The organism is Paenibacillus gyeongsangnamensis, assembly GCF_027533625.1.
GTDB classification, from domain to species: Bacteria; Bacillota; Bacilli; order Paenibacillales; family NBRC-103111; genus Paenibacillus_G; species Paenibacillus_G gyeongsangnamensis.
In genome coordinates this window covers 216896-233569 of sequence record NZ_JAQAGZ010000002.1, presented here as the reverse complement: position 1 = coordinate 233569, position 16674 = coordinate 216896, and the positions used below count along the sequence as shown (strand labels likewise).

General features: G+C 47.3%; 12 protein-coding genes. 11 read left to right on the top strand and 1 reads right to left on the bottom strand.

Annotated elements, in window-relative coordinates; translation table 11 throughout:
- Positions 1–792: 792 nt before the first annotated feature.
- On the bottom strand, positions 793–1695 hold the full coding sequence (locus tag O9H85_RS04090; protein ID WP_269880024.1) for an AraC family transcriptional regulator: 903 nt from the start codon (positions 1693–1695) through the stop codon (positions 793–795).
- Positions 1696–2063: 368 nt separating this feature from the next.
- Between O9H85_RS04090 and O9H85_RS04085 the strand changes: the two genes are divergently transcribed.
- From O9H85_RS04085 to O9H85_RS04035, 11 genes are all read left to right on the top strand, one after another.
- Positions 2064–2750, top strand: a complete 687-nt coding sequence (locus tag O9H85_RS04085; RefSeq protein ID WP_269880023.1) for a GntR family transcriptional regulator — start codon at positions 2064–2066, stop codon at positions 2748–2750.
- A gap of 19 nt (positions 2751–2769) precedes the next feature.
- Positions 2770–3930 (top strand): Gfo/Idh/MocA family protein, encoded by a 1161-nt coding sequence (locus O9H85_RS04080; protein ID WP_269880022.1) that lies wholly within the window; start codon positions 2770–2772, stop codon positions 3928–3930.
- A gap of 21 nt (positions 3931–3951) precedes the next feature.
- A complete protein-coding gene (locus O9H85_RS04075) occupies positions 3952–5049 on the top strand; it encodes a Gfo/Idh/MocA family protein (RefSeq protein ID WP_269880021.1) in 1098 nt (365 codons plus the stop codon).
- A 291-nt stretch (positions 5050–5340) separates the two neighbouring features.
- A complete protein-coding gene (gene uxuA, locus O9H85_RS04070) occupies positions 5341–6441 on the top strand; it encodes a mannonate dehydratase (RefSeq protein WP_269880019.1) in 1101 nt (366 codons plus the stop codon).
- Complete coding sequence (locus O9H85_RS04065; protein WP_269880018.1) at positions 6417–7265, top strand: SDR family oxidoreductase; 849 nt, start codon at positions 6417–6419, stop codon at positions 7263–7265. Before uxuA ends, O9H85_RS04065 begins: the two co-directional genes overlap by 25 nt.
- A gap of 98 nt (positions 7266–7363) precedes the next feature.
- Positions 7364–8332, top strand: a complete 969-nt coding sequence (locus tag O9H85_RS04060; protein ID WP_333474157.1) for an ABC transporter permease — start codon at positions 7364–7366, stop codon at positions 8330–8332.
- 13 nt (positions 8333–8345) lie between these two features.
- Positions 8346–9206 carry a carbohydrate ABC transporter permease gene (locus O9H85_RS04055; protein WP_269880017.1) on the top strand — a complete coding sequence of 287 codons (861 nt, stop codon included), beginning with the start codon at positions 8346–8348 and terminating at the stop codon, positions 9204–9206.
- A gap of 91 nt (positions 9207–9297) precedes the next feature.
- Positions 9298–10899, top strand: coding sequence for an extracellular solute-binding protein (locus O9H85_RS04050; RefSeq protein ID WP_269880016.1), 1602 nt, complete (start codon positions 9298–9300; stop codon positions 10897–10899).
- Between the two features lie 805 nt (positions 10900–11704).
- Complete coding sequence (locus tag O9H85_RS04045; RefSeq protein ID WP_269880015.1) at positions 11705–13237, top strand: extracellular solute-binding protein; 1533 nt, start codon at positions 11705–11707, stop codon at positions 13235–13237.
- Between the two features lie 17 nt (positions 13238–13254).
- Positions 13255–15561 carry a helix-turn-helix domain-containing protein gene (locus O9H85_RS04040; protein WP_269880014.1) on the top strand — a complete coding sequence of 769 codons (2307 nt, stop codon included), beginning with the start codon at positions 13255–13257 and terminating at the stop codon, positions 15559–15561.
- 23 nt (positions 15562–15584) lie between these two features.
- Positions 15585–16670: a mandelate racemase/muconate lactonizing enzyme family protein gene (locus tag O9H85_RS04035; RefSeq protein WP_269880013.1), complete on the top strand. Its 1086-nt coding sequence runs from the start codon at positions 15585–15587 to the stop codon at positions 16668–16670.
- The last annotated feature ends 4 nt before the right edge of the window (positions 16671–16674 follow it).

Sequence of the window (16674 nt, the reverse complement as noted above, 5' to 3'; positions counted from 1 at the left end):
CCTAAAATCCTCAGTAGAGTATAACAAAAAATATTTTGATTTTCCTTTTACGAGCAATTGCGATCATTACTATAAATTGATGCTGTTGCACAACAGGTTGGAGGTCTGGGAACAATTCGAGAGAACTTTATTATCTTTTAGAAGTTCTCGGTGTAAAGAAATAAGTAAGAAAAGTTCACACTTTGAAAAGGTCATGAAAATGGAGAACGATGGTGTGCCAGGTTTTATCACCAAGCAGATACAGACACGAATGTTAGAATACATAAAGCAATTAGAATGGAGGGTTGATGAGTTAGAAGGGATGAGGTCAAGAGACGAAAGTACTTATTAAGGGGCTGATCTAAAACGTAAGGTAAGGGATTCGCGTACAGAGATTCAAACATCTTGCATAACGAACATTTGTTCTGCATAATATAAGAACATTAGTTCTTATTAGAGGAATAAAAATGGTAAAGTTCTTTCAAAAGTATTTAGGCAAAACCGTCGAAATTATTTACCTCGGTTGCGACAAAAAAAATGACCCGGCGGCGGATCGAAGTTCGAGCTGTCGGGTACAATTTCGTTTCTTTTTGTTCGAGTGGATCGAAGGTCGGCATATTACACATTGTACTGAGAGTGTAGCATATGCATTTGGTACCATGGCTCGGAACATACATACTCTTGCTACAGATTACGTTTCGAATCTACCCAAAGTATTACATCGTGAAGGTAGCAATGAATTCTCCCCGCAGCTTGCTGCGGGGAGAATTCATTCATGGGACTTGCATGTTTTCATAGGTGAGAGGACGGGGGTTAGTCACCCCCTTCACGCTCTGCGCTTCTTCTGCACTCGCTTGGGGTCATGGCGGCCCAGCGCTTAAATTGGCGGCTGAAGTGGGCGCTTGTTTTATACCCGAGTAACATGGCTATATGATCTATGGACAGGTCCGTCTGAAGCAACAGGCGCTGGGCCTCGCTTAACAAAATTTCCGACATATATTTGCGGGGAGCCTTCCCGTAAACCTGTTGAAATATCCGATTCACATGGGATGGACTCAATTTTAAGGATTCGGCTATATCTTGGACGAATTTTCTTTCGCTATCTTCCATTTGGCCATGAAGCAGGCTGCTGCGGATCGAAGCCTCAATATTTTCGGCGATGCGACCGGCCAGTAATTCCTTTTTCGTAAGCACGACGTTGTCGGTTTGGGACAGCTGTTCCACCAACGTTCCCAAAAGCTCAAACACGGCTGCGTACACCTTCATGCTTTTTGCGGCGGAAAGCGATCGACTCCTGTTTTCAGTCGCAAGATTGCATAAGTCCGTTAGGAAGGGAGCCAATTCTTTGACAAGGGGAGAGGATGCTTCGTAGCAGGTGGCTTGATGGCGCTCCAGCTCCTTGGAGAAAGCGGAATCGGCTACGCTGAAATGCATGCAAAAATAAGTGAAGCCATGAGAGCCTGCCGACTTGCATGAATGGATGATTCCCGGACGTATGAAAAGCAGATCTCCCTTTTTTTGATCGTAAATCTGGCCCCCGATAATCATCTTCATGTCCCCTTCGATCATCCAATGAAGCTCGTACATAGGATGTTCATGGGATGGATATGTCCACCGGGAACCCACTTCGCGAACATGCAGCCCCATCAGATGAAAGGACATTCGAACGTCGGTAAGCCTGCCTATTTCAACGGTATCGGCGATCATTCCAGACATAGTATACGTCCCCCTTGTTATCCGAACTATTCCATACCCATTATACAGCGCTTTCAATTGGGGGGGAATGCAAGAAATGGGTAAATGTTTTCGCGATTAGCGCATCGTCAACTCCGATGTAGTGGTGGTATGTTAGTATTATCACAGACCAAAGGTATCAAACAATTTATCCGCAAGGCGTCATCAGCATATAGTGGCTGGAAGAATGAATCCATGCAAAGAGGGCGGCCGATTAAGCTTAATAAAGCGATCCGACTCACTCCACTCAAGCTGGTATACTAGGGTAACTAGTCATCCTGATTTTTTTGTAAGCGCTTTTTGTAAGTGCTTGAAGGATGAATGGCGGCTCGTCGGGCTGGAGGAATCTTATGAGTATTCAGATTGACGTTTCAAGAGACAAAAGAGGACTCATCCGGGATTTCGTTTACGAAAGCTTGAAGAAAAACATCATGGAGCTGCGGCTCGAGCCGGGGCGGTTTATCTCGGAAAAAGAACTGGTCGAAATGCTCCGAGTGAGCAGGACGCCGATTCGTGAAGCATTGGTTAAACTCACTCAGGAGGAATTAATCGAAACCACTCCTCAGAAGGGCTCTATCATATCGCTTATCGATTTGCAGCATGCGGAAGAATCCCGCTTTGTCAGAAAAACCTTGGAATCCGCCGTTGTTCGGGAAGCATGTGAGCTGCTCGACAAGGAACAGGTGCTTCATCTGCAAAATCTCGTCTCGCTGCAAGAACTGTGCGAATCCGAACAGAATTATGGGCGTCTGTTTGAGCTCGATGAAGAGTTCCACAAATCGATTATGATCGGCTGCGGCCGGGACCGTACGTGGGGACTTATTCAACAAATGGCAACGCATGACAACCGCATCCGGATTTTACGGCTTGCTTCCGATTCCGACTGGAAAATCATACTTGCCCAGCATCATGGAATTGTTCGTGCCATCAAGGAGAAGGATCCCGACCAAGCGGAAAAAATGCTAAGGGATCATTTGGAGCTGGTAGTGATTGAAAAAGAAAATTTAAAACAGAAGCACGCCAAATTTTTTAAATAGGTCTAAGGAGTGAAAGACGATGATTAAAGTAGCTGTTATCGGTACCGGCGGTATCGCAAATTCGCATTTGGAGGTGTATGTGTCCTCGTTTAAGGGAAGATGCCAAGTCGTTGCGTTATGTGACATTTACGAGGAAAAGGCAGTCCGGGATAAAGAGAAATTTCAGCTCGACTGCAGAGTTGAACAAGACTACCGTGAACTGCTGGACAGCGATATCGATCTGGTGTCGATCTGCACCCCGCCGTATACGCATGCTCAAATCGCTATCGACTTTTTGCGAGCCGGAAAGCATGTATTGGTAGAGAAGCCGATGTCTTCTTCCTTGGAAGAATGCGACCGCATGCTGGAAGCGGCTTCAGAGTCGAAGTGCATTTTGTCCGTAATCGGGCAAAACCGGTTCAGGGATCCAATCATGAAGCTGAAGCGCACGCTCGACACCGGAAAGTTAGGCAAAATCGTGCATGCACAGGTTGATTCCCACTGGTGGAGAGGGCACTGCTATTACGATCTGTGGTGGAGAGGCACTTGGGAAAAGGAAGGCGGCGGCTGTACGCTGAACCACGCCGTTCATCATATTGACATGCTGCAGTGGATGATGGGGATGCCAGAAAAAGTCCATGCGGTGATGAGCAATACGTCGCATGATAACGCGGAAGTCGAGGACATCTCCATAGCCATTCTTTCTTACGACAACGGAAGCCTGGCGCAAATTACTAGTTCCGTCGTACACCACGGACAGGAGCAGCAGCTGATATTCCAAGGCGAAAAGGCCAGAATTTCCGCACCCTGGAAGGTTTATGCCTCCACCTCCAAGGAAAACGGATTTCCGATTCGGAACACCGCGCTCGAGGAGGAGCTTGAGACTACGTACGGCAGCATGGCGGACCTCCCGTATACCGGGCATGCCGGACAAATCGACGATGTGATGAAGGCGATCGAAAACGGTTCTCTGCAGGTGCTCATCGACGGCCATCAAGGACGCAGAACGCTGGAATTGATCACGGCCATCTATGAAGCCGCCGCTACAGGAAAGAGCGTCAGCCTGCCTTTGACGAAGGACAACCTGTTCTATTCGAGAGACAGCTTGCTTGCTAACGCCCCGCATTTTTACGAGAAAACCTCATCGGTAGTTTCCTTCGCGAAGAACGATATTACGCTCGGCAGCGACTATAAGAAGTAATAAAAGGAGATGAATTGCGCGATGCAAGCACAAGACGGCATGAACTACGCCCCGAAAGGAAAGCCGGCTCCGGTATGTGAAAAGGGAGCTTTTCCGTTCGCGGCAATCGGTCTTGATCATGGACACATATACGGCATGTGCAACGGGCTTATCGAGGCAGGCGGAGAACTGAAATGGGTATACGATCCGGACCCGGCCAAGGTGGACAAATTCGTTCAAATGTATCCTGGAGTCAAGGCGGCCAGGTCCGAGCAGGAGGTGCTGCAGGATCCGAGCGTGAAATTGGTTGCCGGCGCGGCCATCACGTCAGAACGTTGTGCCCTGGGAATGCGCGTCATGTCGCACGGAAAGGATTACTTTACGGACAAAGCGCCGTTTACAACGCTCGCGCAATTGGAACAGGCCCGGCAAAAAGTTGCGGAGACCGGCTTTAAGTATGCGGTTTATTACAGTGAGCGAGTGCACGTGGAAAGCGCGGTCTATGCCGGGCAATTGATCGAGCGGGGCGCGATCGGGCGTGTGCTGCAGGTGAGCGGATATGGTCCGCACCGGATCAATGTGCCGTCCAGGCCTGATTGGTTTTTTAACCGAGAGCAATTCGGCGGCATTCTTTGCGATATCGGCAGCCATCAATGCGAGCAATTTTTGTTTTACACCGGTTCCAAGGACGCGAAAGTGGTGAACAGCCAAGTGGCTAATTATAACCACAAGCAATTTCCGACGTTTGAGGATTTCGGCGATTGCAACTTGGTGGGCGACAACGGTTCCACGGGATACTTCCGTGTCGATTGGTTTACGCCGAACGGCCTCAGCACATGGGGGGACGGCCGTACGATTATTCTGGGCACCGACGGTTATATCGAATTGCGCAAATACGTGGATATAGCCAGAGAAAAAGGCGGCGGGCACGTGTACCTCGTTAATCATGAGGGCGAGTATCATTTCGACGTAAAAGGGAAGATAGGATATCCGTTTTTCGGGGAACTGATTATGGACTGCCTGAACCGCACGGAGATCGCGATGACGCAGAAGCACGCCTTTAAAGCGGCTGAGCTTTGCTTGGCGGCGCAACGAGATGCCAAATTGATTGAAGGCGTAGGCCATAACGAGATCCAATAATACATCCGTACACAGGAGACCGTTCTGCGGTTTGCTCGAAGGAGTATATGGGTCCCAGTGACACCAAACGGTCTTACCTTCCTCGTGGGAATTCTGGAAGCTTAAAATGTCAGGGACGTAGCCTCCGCCTGCAGGCTCGCCATCGAGAAGGATGGGCAAGAAACTCAGCATCTCATCTTGGCTGCGAACGATTCTTCTTCCGTCAAGCCGACCCGCGAATTGGTAAGCTGCTCAGATGGGAGCCTCAGTACAAAATCATGGAACAGTCACATTTTTTTGGAGGAATTGGCGATGAGAATGGTATTCAGATGGTTTGGTGAAGGCAATGATACGGTAACCCTTGGCCAAATCAGACAAATTCCCGGCGTGGAAGGCATTGTCTGGGCGCTTCACGACATCCCTGCAGGGGAAGAGTGGCCGCTCGAAAGAATGCTGGAGATCAAAAAGCAGGCTGACGAATACGGCTTTCATACTGAGGTTGTAGAGAGCGTTAACGTACATGAGGATATCAAGCTGGGCCTGCCTGCTAGGGACAAATATATCGACAACTATAAAAAAACGATCGAGAGGCTGGCAAAGGTCGGCGTGAAGGTGATTTGCTATAACTTTATGCCGGTTTTCGACTGGATCCGCACGAATTTATATGAGCCACTGGAGGACAAATCCACTGCGCTCTTTTATGAAAAGGCTAAGATCGACAGCATGAATAATCCGGCGGAGCTGGTCCGCGTCATCAACGAGAATCCAGACTTCACGATGCCGGGCTGGGAACCGGAGAGAATGAAGCGTCTGCCCGCGCTGTTTGAGGCGTACAAGAACGTTACGGAAGAGGACTTGTGGAACAACCTCAAATACTTTTTGGAGCAGATCATTCCGATTTGCGAGATCAACGATATCAAAATGGCGATTCATCCGGACGATCCGCCGTGGTCTCTTTTCGGCCTGCCGAGAATCATTACGAACCGGGACAATATCCGCAGGCTGCTGAAATTGGTGGATAGCCCTTATAACGGCGTCACGTTGTGCAGCGGGTCGCTTGGCGTAAACCCGAACAACCATGTAGCGGACATGGTGAGGGAATTTGCAGACCGCATTCCGTTCGCCCATATCCGAAACGTGAGGCTGTACGACAACGGAAATTTCATTGAGACCTCTCACCGATCCCAGGACGGTACGGTCGACATCTGCGATATTGTCACGGCGTATCATGAGAAGGGCTTTACGGGCTATGCCAGGCCGGACCACGGAAGACATATTTGGAACGAGCAGTGCCGTCCTGGATACGGGCTATATGACCGGGCTCTCGGCATTATGTATTTGTGGGGAATTTGGGACTCGCTCGAAAGAACAAAACGGAGGGCGGCAGCATGCTTGCAATCAACGATAATTTGAAAGGTAAGGTAGCGGTTATTACGGGAGGAAGCGGCGTTCTTTGCTCCGCTATGGCGCGGGAGCTTGGCCGGCATGGAGTGAAGGTGGCCATATTAAACCGCACGGCGGAAAAAGGAGAGAAGGTTGCGGCAGACATCAGAGAATCCGGTGGGGAAGCGATTGCTGTTGCCTGCAACGTGCTGGATGCGGAAAGCGTAAAGGCGGCGGAAGAAACGGTGACGCGCCAGCTGGGCATGTGCGACATTCTCATCAACGGGGCGGGAGGCAACCATCCCAAGGGCAGCACGACGAATGAAACCCTGAAGCCGGAGGATCTGGGAAATAAAGAGATCACGACATTTTTCGATCTGACCGAGGAAGGCTTCAGCTATGTGCTCAACTTGAATTTCCTCGGAACGCTCATCCCTGCACAGGTTTTTGCCAAAAATATGATCAATCGCCAAGGCGCGGTCATTATCAATATTTCTTCGATGAGCGCTCCAAGCCCGATGACGAAGGTTCCAGCGTACAGTGCGGCGAAGGCGGCGATTGAAAATTTCACGCAGTGGCTGGCCGTTCATATGGCGGATGTGGGCATTAGGGTCAATGCGATCGCCCCGGGCTTTTTCCTGACGGAGCAAAACAGAAGGCTTCTTACGAACGAAGACGGCTCTTTAACCGTCCGGTCTCATAAAATCATAACCCATACACCAATGAGAAGATTCGGAAAGCCTGAAGATCTTCTGGGCACGTTATTGTGGCTTGCGGACGATAATATGTCCGGTTTTGTAACCGGTATCACTGTGCCAGTAGACGGCGGGTTTATGGCCTACTCGGGAGTATAGCAGGGAAGCGGTCTCCGATTAAGGGAACAGTTAGGATACTTCTTCCATGCTTACGCTCTGAGCAAGTTGAGAAACCAGTAGAATGGAGGTTGTAATTTATGAACGCAATGAATAGTAGTGTTCCTCTGGATAAAAAGGGTAGCGTTGGAAAGCCGCTGATAAAAAAGAAAGGATTCTTTTACTATATAAAATATGATTTTATACTTTACCTTATGTTGATTATCCCTGTTGCATATATATTGACATTTAAATATGCTCCCATGTATGGCATACAGATTGCTTTTAAGGAGTACAACATTTTTCAGGGTGTCAGCATGAGTCCGTGGAATAATTTTGCAACATTCAAGGAAATTTTTTCATCACCACAATTCTTTCAGGTTGTTAGAAACACTTTGATGCTTAACGGTTTGGATTTGCTTGTGGGATTTCCAGCGCCGATCATTTTGGCTATTTTAATAAATGAACTGGTATGGAATAAGTTTAAAAAGGTAAGCCAAACAATACTGTATCTGCCGCATTTCCTTTCCTGGGTTATTATCGGCGGAATTGTTGCTCAGTTGCTTTCTCCCACAGGTATGTTAAACTCCTTAATTAGCCATATGGGTGGTCAAACGTTACCGTTCCTCACGAACAAATATGCATGGGTTGCAACTTATTCTTTAGTTGGAGTATGGCAGAACGCAGGATGGGGTACAATTTTGTATCTTGCTGCTATGACGGGAATTGACAAGCAGTTGTATGAAGCTGCTGACGCAGATGGTGCAGGAAGATTCGGGAAGATTTGGCATGTTACGTTGCCAGGTATCAGACCAACCATTGCGATCCTTTTGATACTGCAGCTCGGTAATATTATGGCTATTAACTTCGACCGTCCATTCAACATTCAAAACAACCTTGTTATGGACTTTGGTGACGTTATCAGTACCTATGTTTATCGTGTAGGTATTCAATCTGCGAACTTTTCAGTTGGTGCAGCTGTCGGCCTGTTCCAGTCTGTTATTTGCTTAATATTCCTGGTAACTTCCAATTTTATTACTCGCAAATTAGGTGAAAATGGAATATGGTGAGGAGGTACTGACAATGTCACAAAATTCAAAAAATAGAATTGTTGACTATACAGCAGCATTTATTGTTTTAATTGCGGTCTTTATATGCCTGGTTCCTTTTCTCTATATTCTTTCGCAATCACTTAGCTCTAATAGGGCGATTATATCCCAGGCAGTTACCATCTATCCTATAGACTTTAATATAGAAGCCTATAAAGTTGTATTCGGGGATGCAGGTATGTTGTACTCATTGTTCTATACGGTGATCCTGACGGCTGTATTTGTGCTCCTTGCATTGACCGTTACAATATTGGCGGCGTACCCGTTGACTAAAAAAAGACTCAAGGGCAGAAATGTTTTATTGCTAATGATGCTATTTACTATGTATTTTAGCGGTGGTTTGATTCCGGATTATCTGAATGTAAAGAATCTGAGTCTTTTGAACACTCCATTGGCACTGGTTCTTCCAGGTATGATGAGCGTTTACTATATGATCATATTGAAATCGTTCTTCCAGAGCTTGCCTGATAGCCTGGAGGAAGCTGCACACCTGGACGGATGCAACGAACTGCAGATTCTGCTTAAGATTGTGCTGCCACTTTCCAAGCCAGCACTTGCCACAGTCAGTTTACTATATGCCGTGTTCAGGTGGAATTATTTTCAGGATGCTCTTTTCTACATTACAGACCAGAATTTATATACGATCCAGCTTAAGCTGTATAATGTTATCAATATTTCGCAGCAAATGTCTGGCGAGAATGTCAATGTAAATCTGCCATCAGAGGCATTGAAAGCGGCAAGTATTATGTTTGGTACTGTTCCGATTCTTCTAGTGTATCCGTGGCTCCAGAAATACTTTGTATCCGGCATTATGATTGGTGCCGTTAAAGGTTGATATAGGTACGTGAAATGGATTATTTAATCTATTTCGCGAATTTATATAAATAAATTTGCGAAATATCAAATTTAAAAAAGGAGTGGTTTCTTTGAAGGTAAAGGCTCAAAGATCTATCTGTGTCTCTTTGGCAGCGCTAACAATTGCGTCTACATTTGCCGCCTGTCAGAGTAATTCGTCAAGCGGCACACAAAATGGTACAGCAGGCACTACAAAAGAACATCGAACATTAACTGTCGAAGTTTTCGACAGAGGCAAACCCGGACAGCCGGATTTGAATAATAACTTCTGGACAAAGTATATCAACGATAATTTCGGCAAGCAGTTTAATGCCACAGTAAACTTTGTTTCAGTTCCTAGAGCCCAGGAAGTAGACAAGTTGAACGTATTGATGGCAGCCGGCCAGGCACCTGACATTTCCTACACCTACAACTCGGGTGTTATTTATAATTATGTACAGCAGGGTGGTTTGGCAGAGCTTGATTCAGCTCTCAAGCAGTATGGACCTACTCTTACAAAGTATCTTGGCGATGATGTATTAAAGTATGGTAAATTTAATGGCAAGCAGTATTCTGTACCGGGCAAGAGGACTGTTCTCGCAGGTTCAAATACTTTTATCCGTAAAGACTGGCTCGATAAACTGGGTCTTCCTGTTCCTACTACAGCGGAACAGTTCTATAACACCATGGTTGCATTCAAAGAGAAGAATCCTGGAAATGTAAGCGGAGTTATTCCTTATGGTTATTCCCTGCAACCTTCAAATCCCGGATTGAGCTATATACCAGAAGCCTTTAAACCATCTAACCTTACTGAAGAACAGTTTGCTACACTTCAGCCGCAAGCTATCTGGCAGGCAAACTGGAATATGCCAGGGTTTGATAAAGCTGTTCAATATATGAACAAGATGTATAATGCAGGCTTGATTAGTCCGAATTTCGCAACTGACAAGGATGGAAAACTGTTGGACGCAGATATTGCCAATGGAAAAGTCGGAGCATTCCAGACTAACTGGGATGGTCCGTACAGGACAGCTCCCGGCACCTATGCCAACCTTGTAAAGAACGTTCCTGGTGCTCAGCTTATTCCTATCGATCCATGGCAGAATGATGCAGGCAAACATCCTAAGTACGGGTACAGCCCAAATGGTGTGCAAATAATTATACCTAAAACAAGCAAGAATGTTGACCTTGCAATACAGTACCTCAACTGGATGGCTGACCCCAAGGTAACCCTCTTCCTCCAGAACGGTCAGGAAGGCGTGGACTACAACATGGTTAATGGTGTTCCAATACAGACGGGAACAACAAATTCCGGCGATAAGATGATGACTGTTGCAAACAACCTCGACTATGATATACTTTCAAACGGTATCGAACTTGGTGATCAGCAGAAAAATAATGCAGCAATTTCTGCAGGATATCCTGGTTATGAAAAGGATGCAGAGAATGCTTTAAAGGTAGGTATGGTGGACTATTATAATTCATACTTCTATTCATTACCGAATGCAGCCGATGCAAAATACAACGCAGCGCTTAAGAATCTTTCAGCTCAAATGCTTGCAAAACTAATTGTTGCTAAGCCAGCCGAAGTGGATAGCCTGTATAAAACATTGGTTCAACAGTACATGGCTCAGGGTGGCCAGGCAGTTCAAGACGAGTATGTAAAAAATTACAAGGCTCAGAATGGTAAATAATAAGGGCTCTTCGCTGTACTTCGTGGATAAAGTTATGTTTGAGAGGGATAGTAGAGCGATTTGACATGGAGCCTCTGCGGGCATGATTACTCGCGAAAGCCGCGGAATGTAAGGGAATTCGCGTTGCTAACCAGCTTATCATGCCCGCTACTCAAAAGGTGTCCGGCGACACAAACATAGGTGCTTTGAGGTCCCCGTAAATTGGGGATTTTTTATTTGAAAGCACGCAGGAGGAAGCTGGAGGAAGGGATGATTTGAAGGTTGAGGTGCTATAAGGCAAAGGCGTGCTCCCTATGGATGTGCCGGATCATGCGATGCTGATCGAGCCGCGTCATATGCCGAGCAAATTCATCATCATCAACGGGACGGGAATCCACCGCGACCAGACGAGGGATGAATTCGTGTAAATGCTTGGCAGCGAGGTGGTAGAGCGTTCTTGCGGGACCAGCGCCGAAAGGCGCTTTTTTGTATTTCGTACCCTGAAGCTTCCATAAATCTTGCTTATAAACTGTGCATCCACATTTAAGGTGGTGAATGATTATTTCCCGGGGAATTTGCAAGAGGTATTTTACCATTAACGCTTGGCTACACACCAAAGGAAATTACAGGTACAATCATCGTATAACTAGACAAGATTGCTTTATCCGCTAAGTGTGTGACAATAATTGATCTCCAGTCCGTTTTGAGCTTGTTGAACAAGGATTGTCACTTACTTGCAGTCGGAGCTCCTCCTATAATAAACTCGAATACGCTGCTCAGGAAACTTAATCAGCGGCGGAATCAGCAAAATCAACGGGAGGTTATTATGAAAGCTTTAACTTTAACAGTCAGTCTGGCTATGCTGGCTCCGCTTCTGTTAGTGGCTGGCTGCGGCGGAGAAACGCAGGAGCCAGCCAAAGGCGATGCTGCGGCTGCGGCATCCGATCCGAAGATTCAGTTCATGGTTCCGTCTTTTGCCGACGTCCCGGACATGAATAATGAGTATTGGTCCAAATTTCAAAAGGATAACAAAGTTCAATTGGACGTGGAATGGATTCCCTCCGGTGATTATGACACGAAATTTGACCTGGTTCTGGCTTCCGGCAATATTCCGGAAGTCATCGTAGCGAACAGCATTACGCGTCCGACGCTCCAAAATGCAGTGAAGCAGGGCGCATTTTGGGACTTGACTCCGTTCCTTGGAGATTTCAGCAAGTACCCGAATTTGAAAAATAACGGCTATAAGGATGTTTGGAACTATATAAAAACGGACGGGAAAATATATGGCGTACCGAGAAACCGTCCGCATATTGATCTCAGCCTCAAAATACGAAAGGACTGGCTGGATAAGCTCAATATACCGGTGCCGACGACGCTCGATGAATATGCTGCGGCGTTAAAAGCCATCGTCAATGGAGATCCGGACGGCAACGGGAAGAAGGACACCATCGGTCTGATCGGACAAGGCAACACAGGCAACTTTTTTGCAGATAGCGACGGCAGCTTTTTAGCAGCCTTTGGAGGCTTGGATCCGGTTTATGCTAAGGACGGCGGTCTGATCAACAAGTACTTGACGCCGAACTACACGAATATGGTTGCCTATTTCCGCCAAATGTATGCCGAAGGCATCTTGGCCAAAGACTTCCCTACGATCAAGCAAACACAGGCTGAGGAAATTTTCACCACAGGTCGGGCAGCCTCTTACGGGAGAAATACATGGCGGGATTACAGCTTCGAGCAAACCATTAAGAAGGTGCAGCCGGAAGCCAACGTCATTTCGTTGCCGCCGATGAAAGGTCCGGGCGGTTATAGTGTTCAGCTGTCGGTTCCCTTCTCCGGAGCCTTCTATATTTCGAAAAAGGTGCCTGAGCAAAAGGTAAAACAAATTTTGGACTTTTTTGAAAGAACGACAACCCAGGAGCAAACCGATTATAATTACTATGGCATCGAAGGCGTAGATTATAAAATGGTTGATGGTCAGCAGCAGCTTACCGAGCTGGGCGTAAAACAAGTAACCGCGAACGGGACTGGCGCCATTTTCCCTCTCGCTTATAACAATAAAATGAAGGTCATCAATCCTGCGGCTCCGAAGGCTTATAACGATGCGAAAGAAAAGTCGGTGGCAGCCTATGCGCAGGTCGGCAAAATCGATCCGTTCTCGATCATTAACTCGAATACCTGGACTTCGATCTGGCCGAAATATCAATCCGATTGGCAGTCGATGGTTGTGAAGGCGATCGTCGGACAAATTTCGATGGATGAGTACAAGGCTTATATTGATAAGTTAAACGGAAGCGCGGACTTTCAAACGGCGTATAAGGAATTCGCAGCCGATTACAAAGAGAAATTTCCTAAGTAAGAAGACGGGGAGGGCTTATGGCTAACTGGAGCGGCAAGTTTCTTATCAAACGAATGACGAATCCGAGAACCTATTTGTACAGGCTCATCTGGCTCGGCTGCATCTCCGTGTGCATACCGGTTATATTAGCCAGCATGGTTTACTATCAATTCTCGACGAACCGGATGGAAAAATATATTCAGACGGAAAGCGATTCGTCTTTGACCATTATGAAGGACCGTGCCGAAAGGGCCTTACAAGAAATGGAGCAGGAGTCTCTCCAGTTAGCCAATGATCCCTTGATTCAGCAAGCTTTTTCCGGACCGACCGATGAAAGCGGAATGGTAACGATGGACATTTTGAAAAAAATCGCACTAGTCAAAAACTTCAACAGCTTTATCAGCGAAATCTATTTTTACAACAGCACGAATCAAGTCGTTATTTCCAACGAATACGGTTCCATTGAAAAAAACTATTATAAGTATAAAGACCATATCGATGAACTGCTTTCAAGCAAGCATCCTACCCAGTGGACACAGCTTAAAGGCAAGGAAGGCTATATTACGTTTTCCAGGCTGCTTCCGTTAATCGGTAACGAAGGTCCTAAAGGTGTGTTGGTCTTTGAAATCGAGGCTTCCGCAATGAGCAAATTTATGGAAACCGATACGGTTCTTTTAACGGGAGACCAGGATTTGGTCATTGTGAAGCTGAACGATCCGTTTGGGGTAGACCGCAAGCCGGACGTGAATTTGGTGGAGCAAGCCGCCGGGCTTAAAGGAATTGCGATGATCAAAGCATCGAATCAAAGCTCGGGCCGTTTTGTAGCGGAAGGAATTGACGGCAAACCGGCACAGTACCATTATGTTAAAAATGTTTTTTCCAGAACGTACGTATCCGTTATACCCGAGCAGGTCATCACCGACCAGCTAAGCTGGATCCGTGAAATGACGGTGCTGATCCTGACCGTTTTTGTCGGGGTAGGGATCCTCCTAACCTATATTACGTCCAAAAGAGCGTACACTCCGATCGGACAGCTGATTAACCACAGCCGTAACCTTCGTGGCAGCGGGATCGAGCCGAAAGGCAACGAGCTGGATATTATCAAGGAATCGCTCGATTATTTGAGTAAAGAAAGCCAGAAGCTGGAAATGTATATGCAGAATGTCGAGCCTTCCTTACGCGAAAAGTTTCTCTTTAAGCTGCTGAGCGGGGATTATACGGCCAATCAATCGCTGATTCAGGATTGTGAGACGTATGGCATCAAGGTGGAATTGACGAACGTTGTCCTCATCGTGGATGCGGAAAATATTTATCGGGAGAAACGATTTTTGCCTGAGGAGAAAGGCATTGTAGCTTTTTCACTGGCCAACGTGATGCAGGAAATACTGAATGATCAGAAGCTGACGGGTTATGCAATTCCTTATCAGGGAAGAGGTGCTGCGGTCCTGCAATTCAAGCCGGATATGGTACAACAGACGATGCGGGACCTGACCTCGGACTATGTGTTTGCGATGATCGAGGCGTTCGACACGTATTTATCCTTCGAGGTTAACGTCGGAATCGGAAGGTTCTACCCCTATATCGCAGACGTTCCGGTATCCTACAAAGAAGCGGATCAAGCCCTGCAATACAGAATATTTAGAGATGCGGAGCCCCTGTTATTCATTGATGATGTGGAGCATGTGAAGAAGCAGACGTTATTAAGGTATCCGGGAGAGTTGGAGCGGGCGATTCTCCATTCCCTCGAGCAGGAGGATACGGCTTCAGCGGTGCAGCATTTCAAGAAATTTACCGAGACGCTGCGGAATTCGCAATCGTATGTGTTCATTTTCCAAAGCTATCATATTTTTCTATCGTCCTTTATTGTGTCGCTCGAGAAGCAGGGCGCGAATGTATTCGATTTGATGGAGCACAATTTGTTCGGTCAGCTAAGAAGCAAGCAAACCTCGAAAGAAATACGCGACTGGGTTGAGGAATCGCTATTTCCGCTCTATCTTTGGTTAACAAGAAATGACCGGGAAGCGGCGGGGGATTCGGCGATCCAGTGGGTCTGCCAATATATTCATGAAAATGTCGGCAGCGATTTATCCTTGGTGCACTGCGCCGAGCGGGTCGGCGTGAGCCCGTCCTACTTGAGCCGTTTATTCAAGAAGAAGATGGGAAAGAACTACCTGGAATATGTTGTGGAAACCAAGATCGACGAGGCGAAAAAGCTGCTTCAAGATACGGATCATAGTATAAGCGAGGTTGCAGCGGCGATTGGCTACTCCGAGCGCAATTTTATCCGCCTGTTTCATCGTTACGTACAGATGACCCCGGGGCAATTCCGCTCCGACCATCGCTAACTATACGAATGGAGAATGAACCGATGAAAATAAAACGGATCGAGACCTTTACGACAAGACAGCTTTCCGTAGTACGGGTAACTTCTGAAGACGGACTGCAGGGCTATGGACAAATAGCGCCTTACCATGCCAATATTTCGGCGCTTGTGCTCCATCAACAGGTAGCTCCCTATGCTTTGGGGGCCGATGCGGGCGAAATCGAAGCGCTGGCGGAAAAGGTGATCAGGGAAGAGCATAAGTTTCCCGGCTCTTATATTTGCAGAGCTGTCGGCGGCTTGGATACCGCTTTATGGGACTTGAAGGGGAAGCGTCTGGGTAAAAGTGTAAGCGAGCTGCTGGGCGGGAAGCCCGGCAAAATAAAGATTTACGGCTCCAGCATGAAACGCAGCATTTCCCCGAAGGATGAAGCGGGCCGGATTCAGCGTTTAATGGAAACGCAGGGCATAGAGGCCTTCAAAATACGCATTGCTAACAACTTTGCGAACGATGTAGATGTGTATCCGGGCCGTTCGGAGGAAGTGGTGCGGGAGGTACGGGCTGCCATCGGCGACAGAACGCAGCTGTTTGTCGATGCGAACAGCGGGCTCACACCGGCTAAGGCAATTGAAACCGGCAAGATGCTGGCGCAATACGGGGTGTGCCATTTTGAGGAGCCATGCCCTTATATGGAGCTGGAATGGACCAAGCAGGTAGCCGATGCTTTGGATATTCCGGTCACCGGCGGGGAGCAGGATACGGATTTGGCCCAATTCAGACGTATGATGCAGATGCGCGCAGTGGACATCGTCCAGCCGGATATTTGTTATGTCGGGGGCTTGAGCCGAGCGCTGGAAGTAGCTAAGATGGCGGAGGCGGCCCGCATGACCTGCATGCCGCATGCCGCCAATTTATCGATGCTGACCGTATTTACGATGCACATGGTCTCTGCCATTCCGAATGCAGGGAAGTACATGGAATATACCATTGAAGAGGACGCTTGGACGAAGGGTCTATTTACAGAGCCGCTGAAGGTGTCGGGCGGTCAAGTACAGGTTCCGCAGGGACCAGGCTGGGGCATCACAGTAAATCCCGATTGGCTTGAGAAGGCAGAATATCAAATCAGTGAATAAAAAC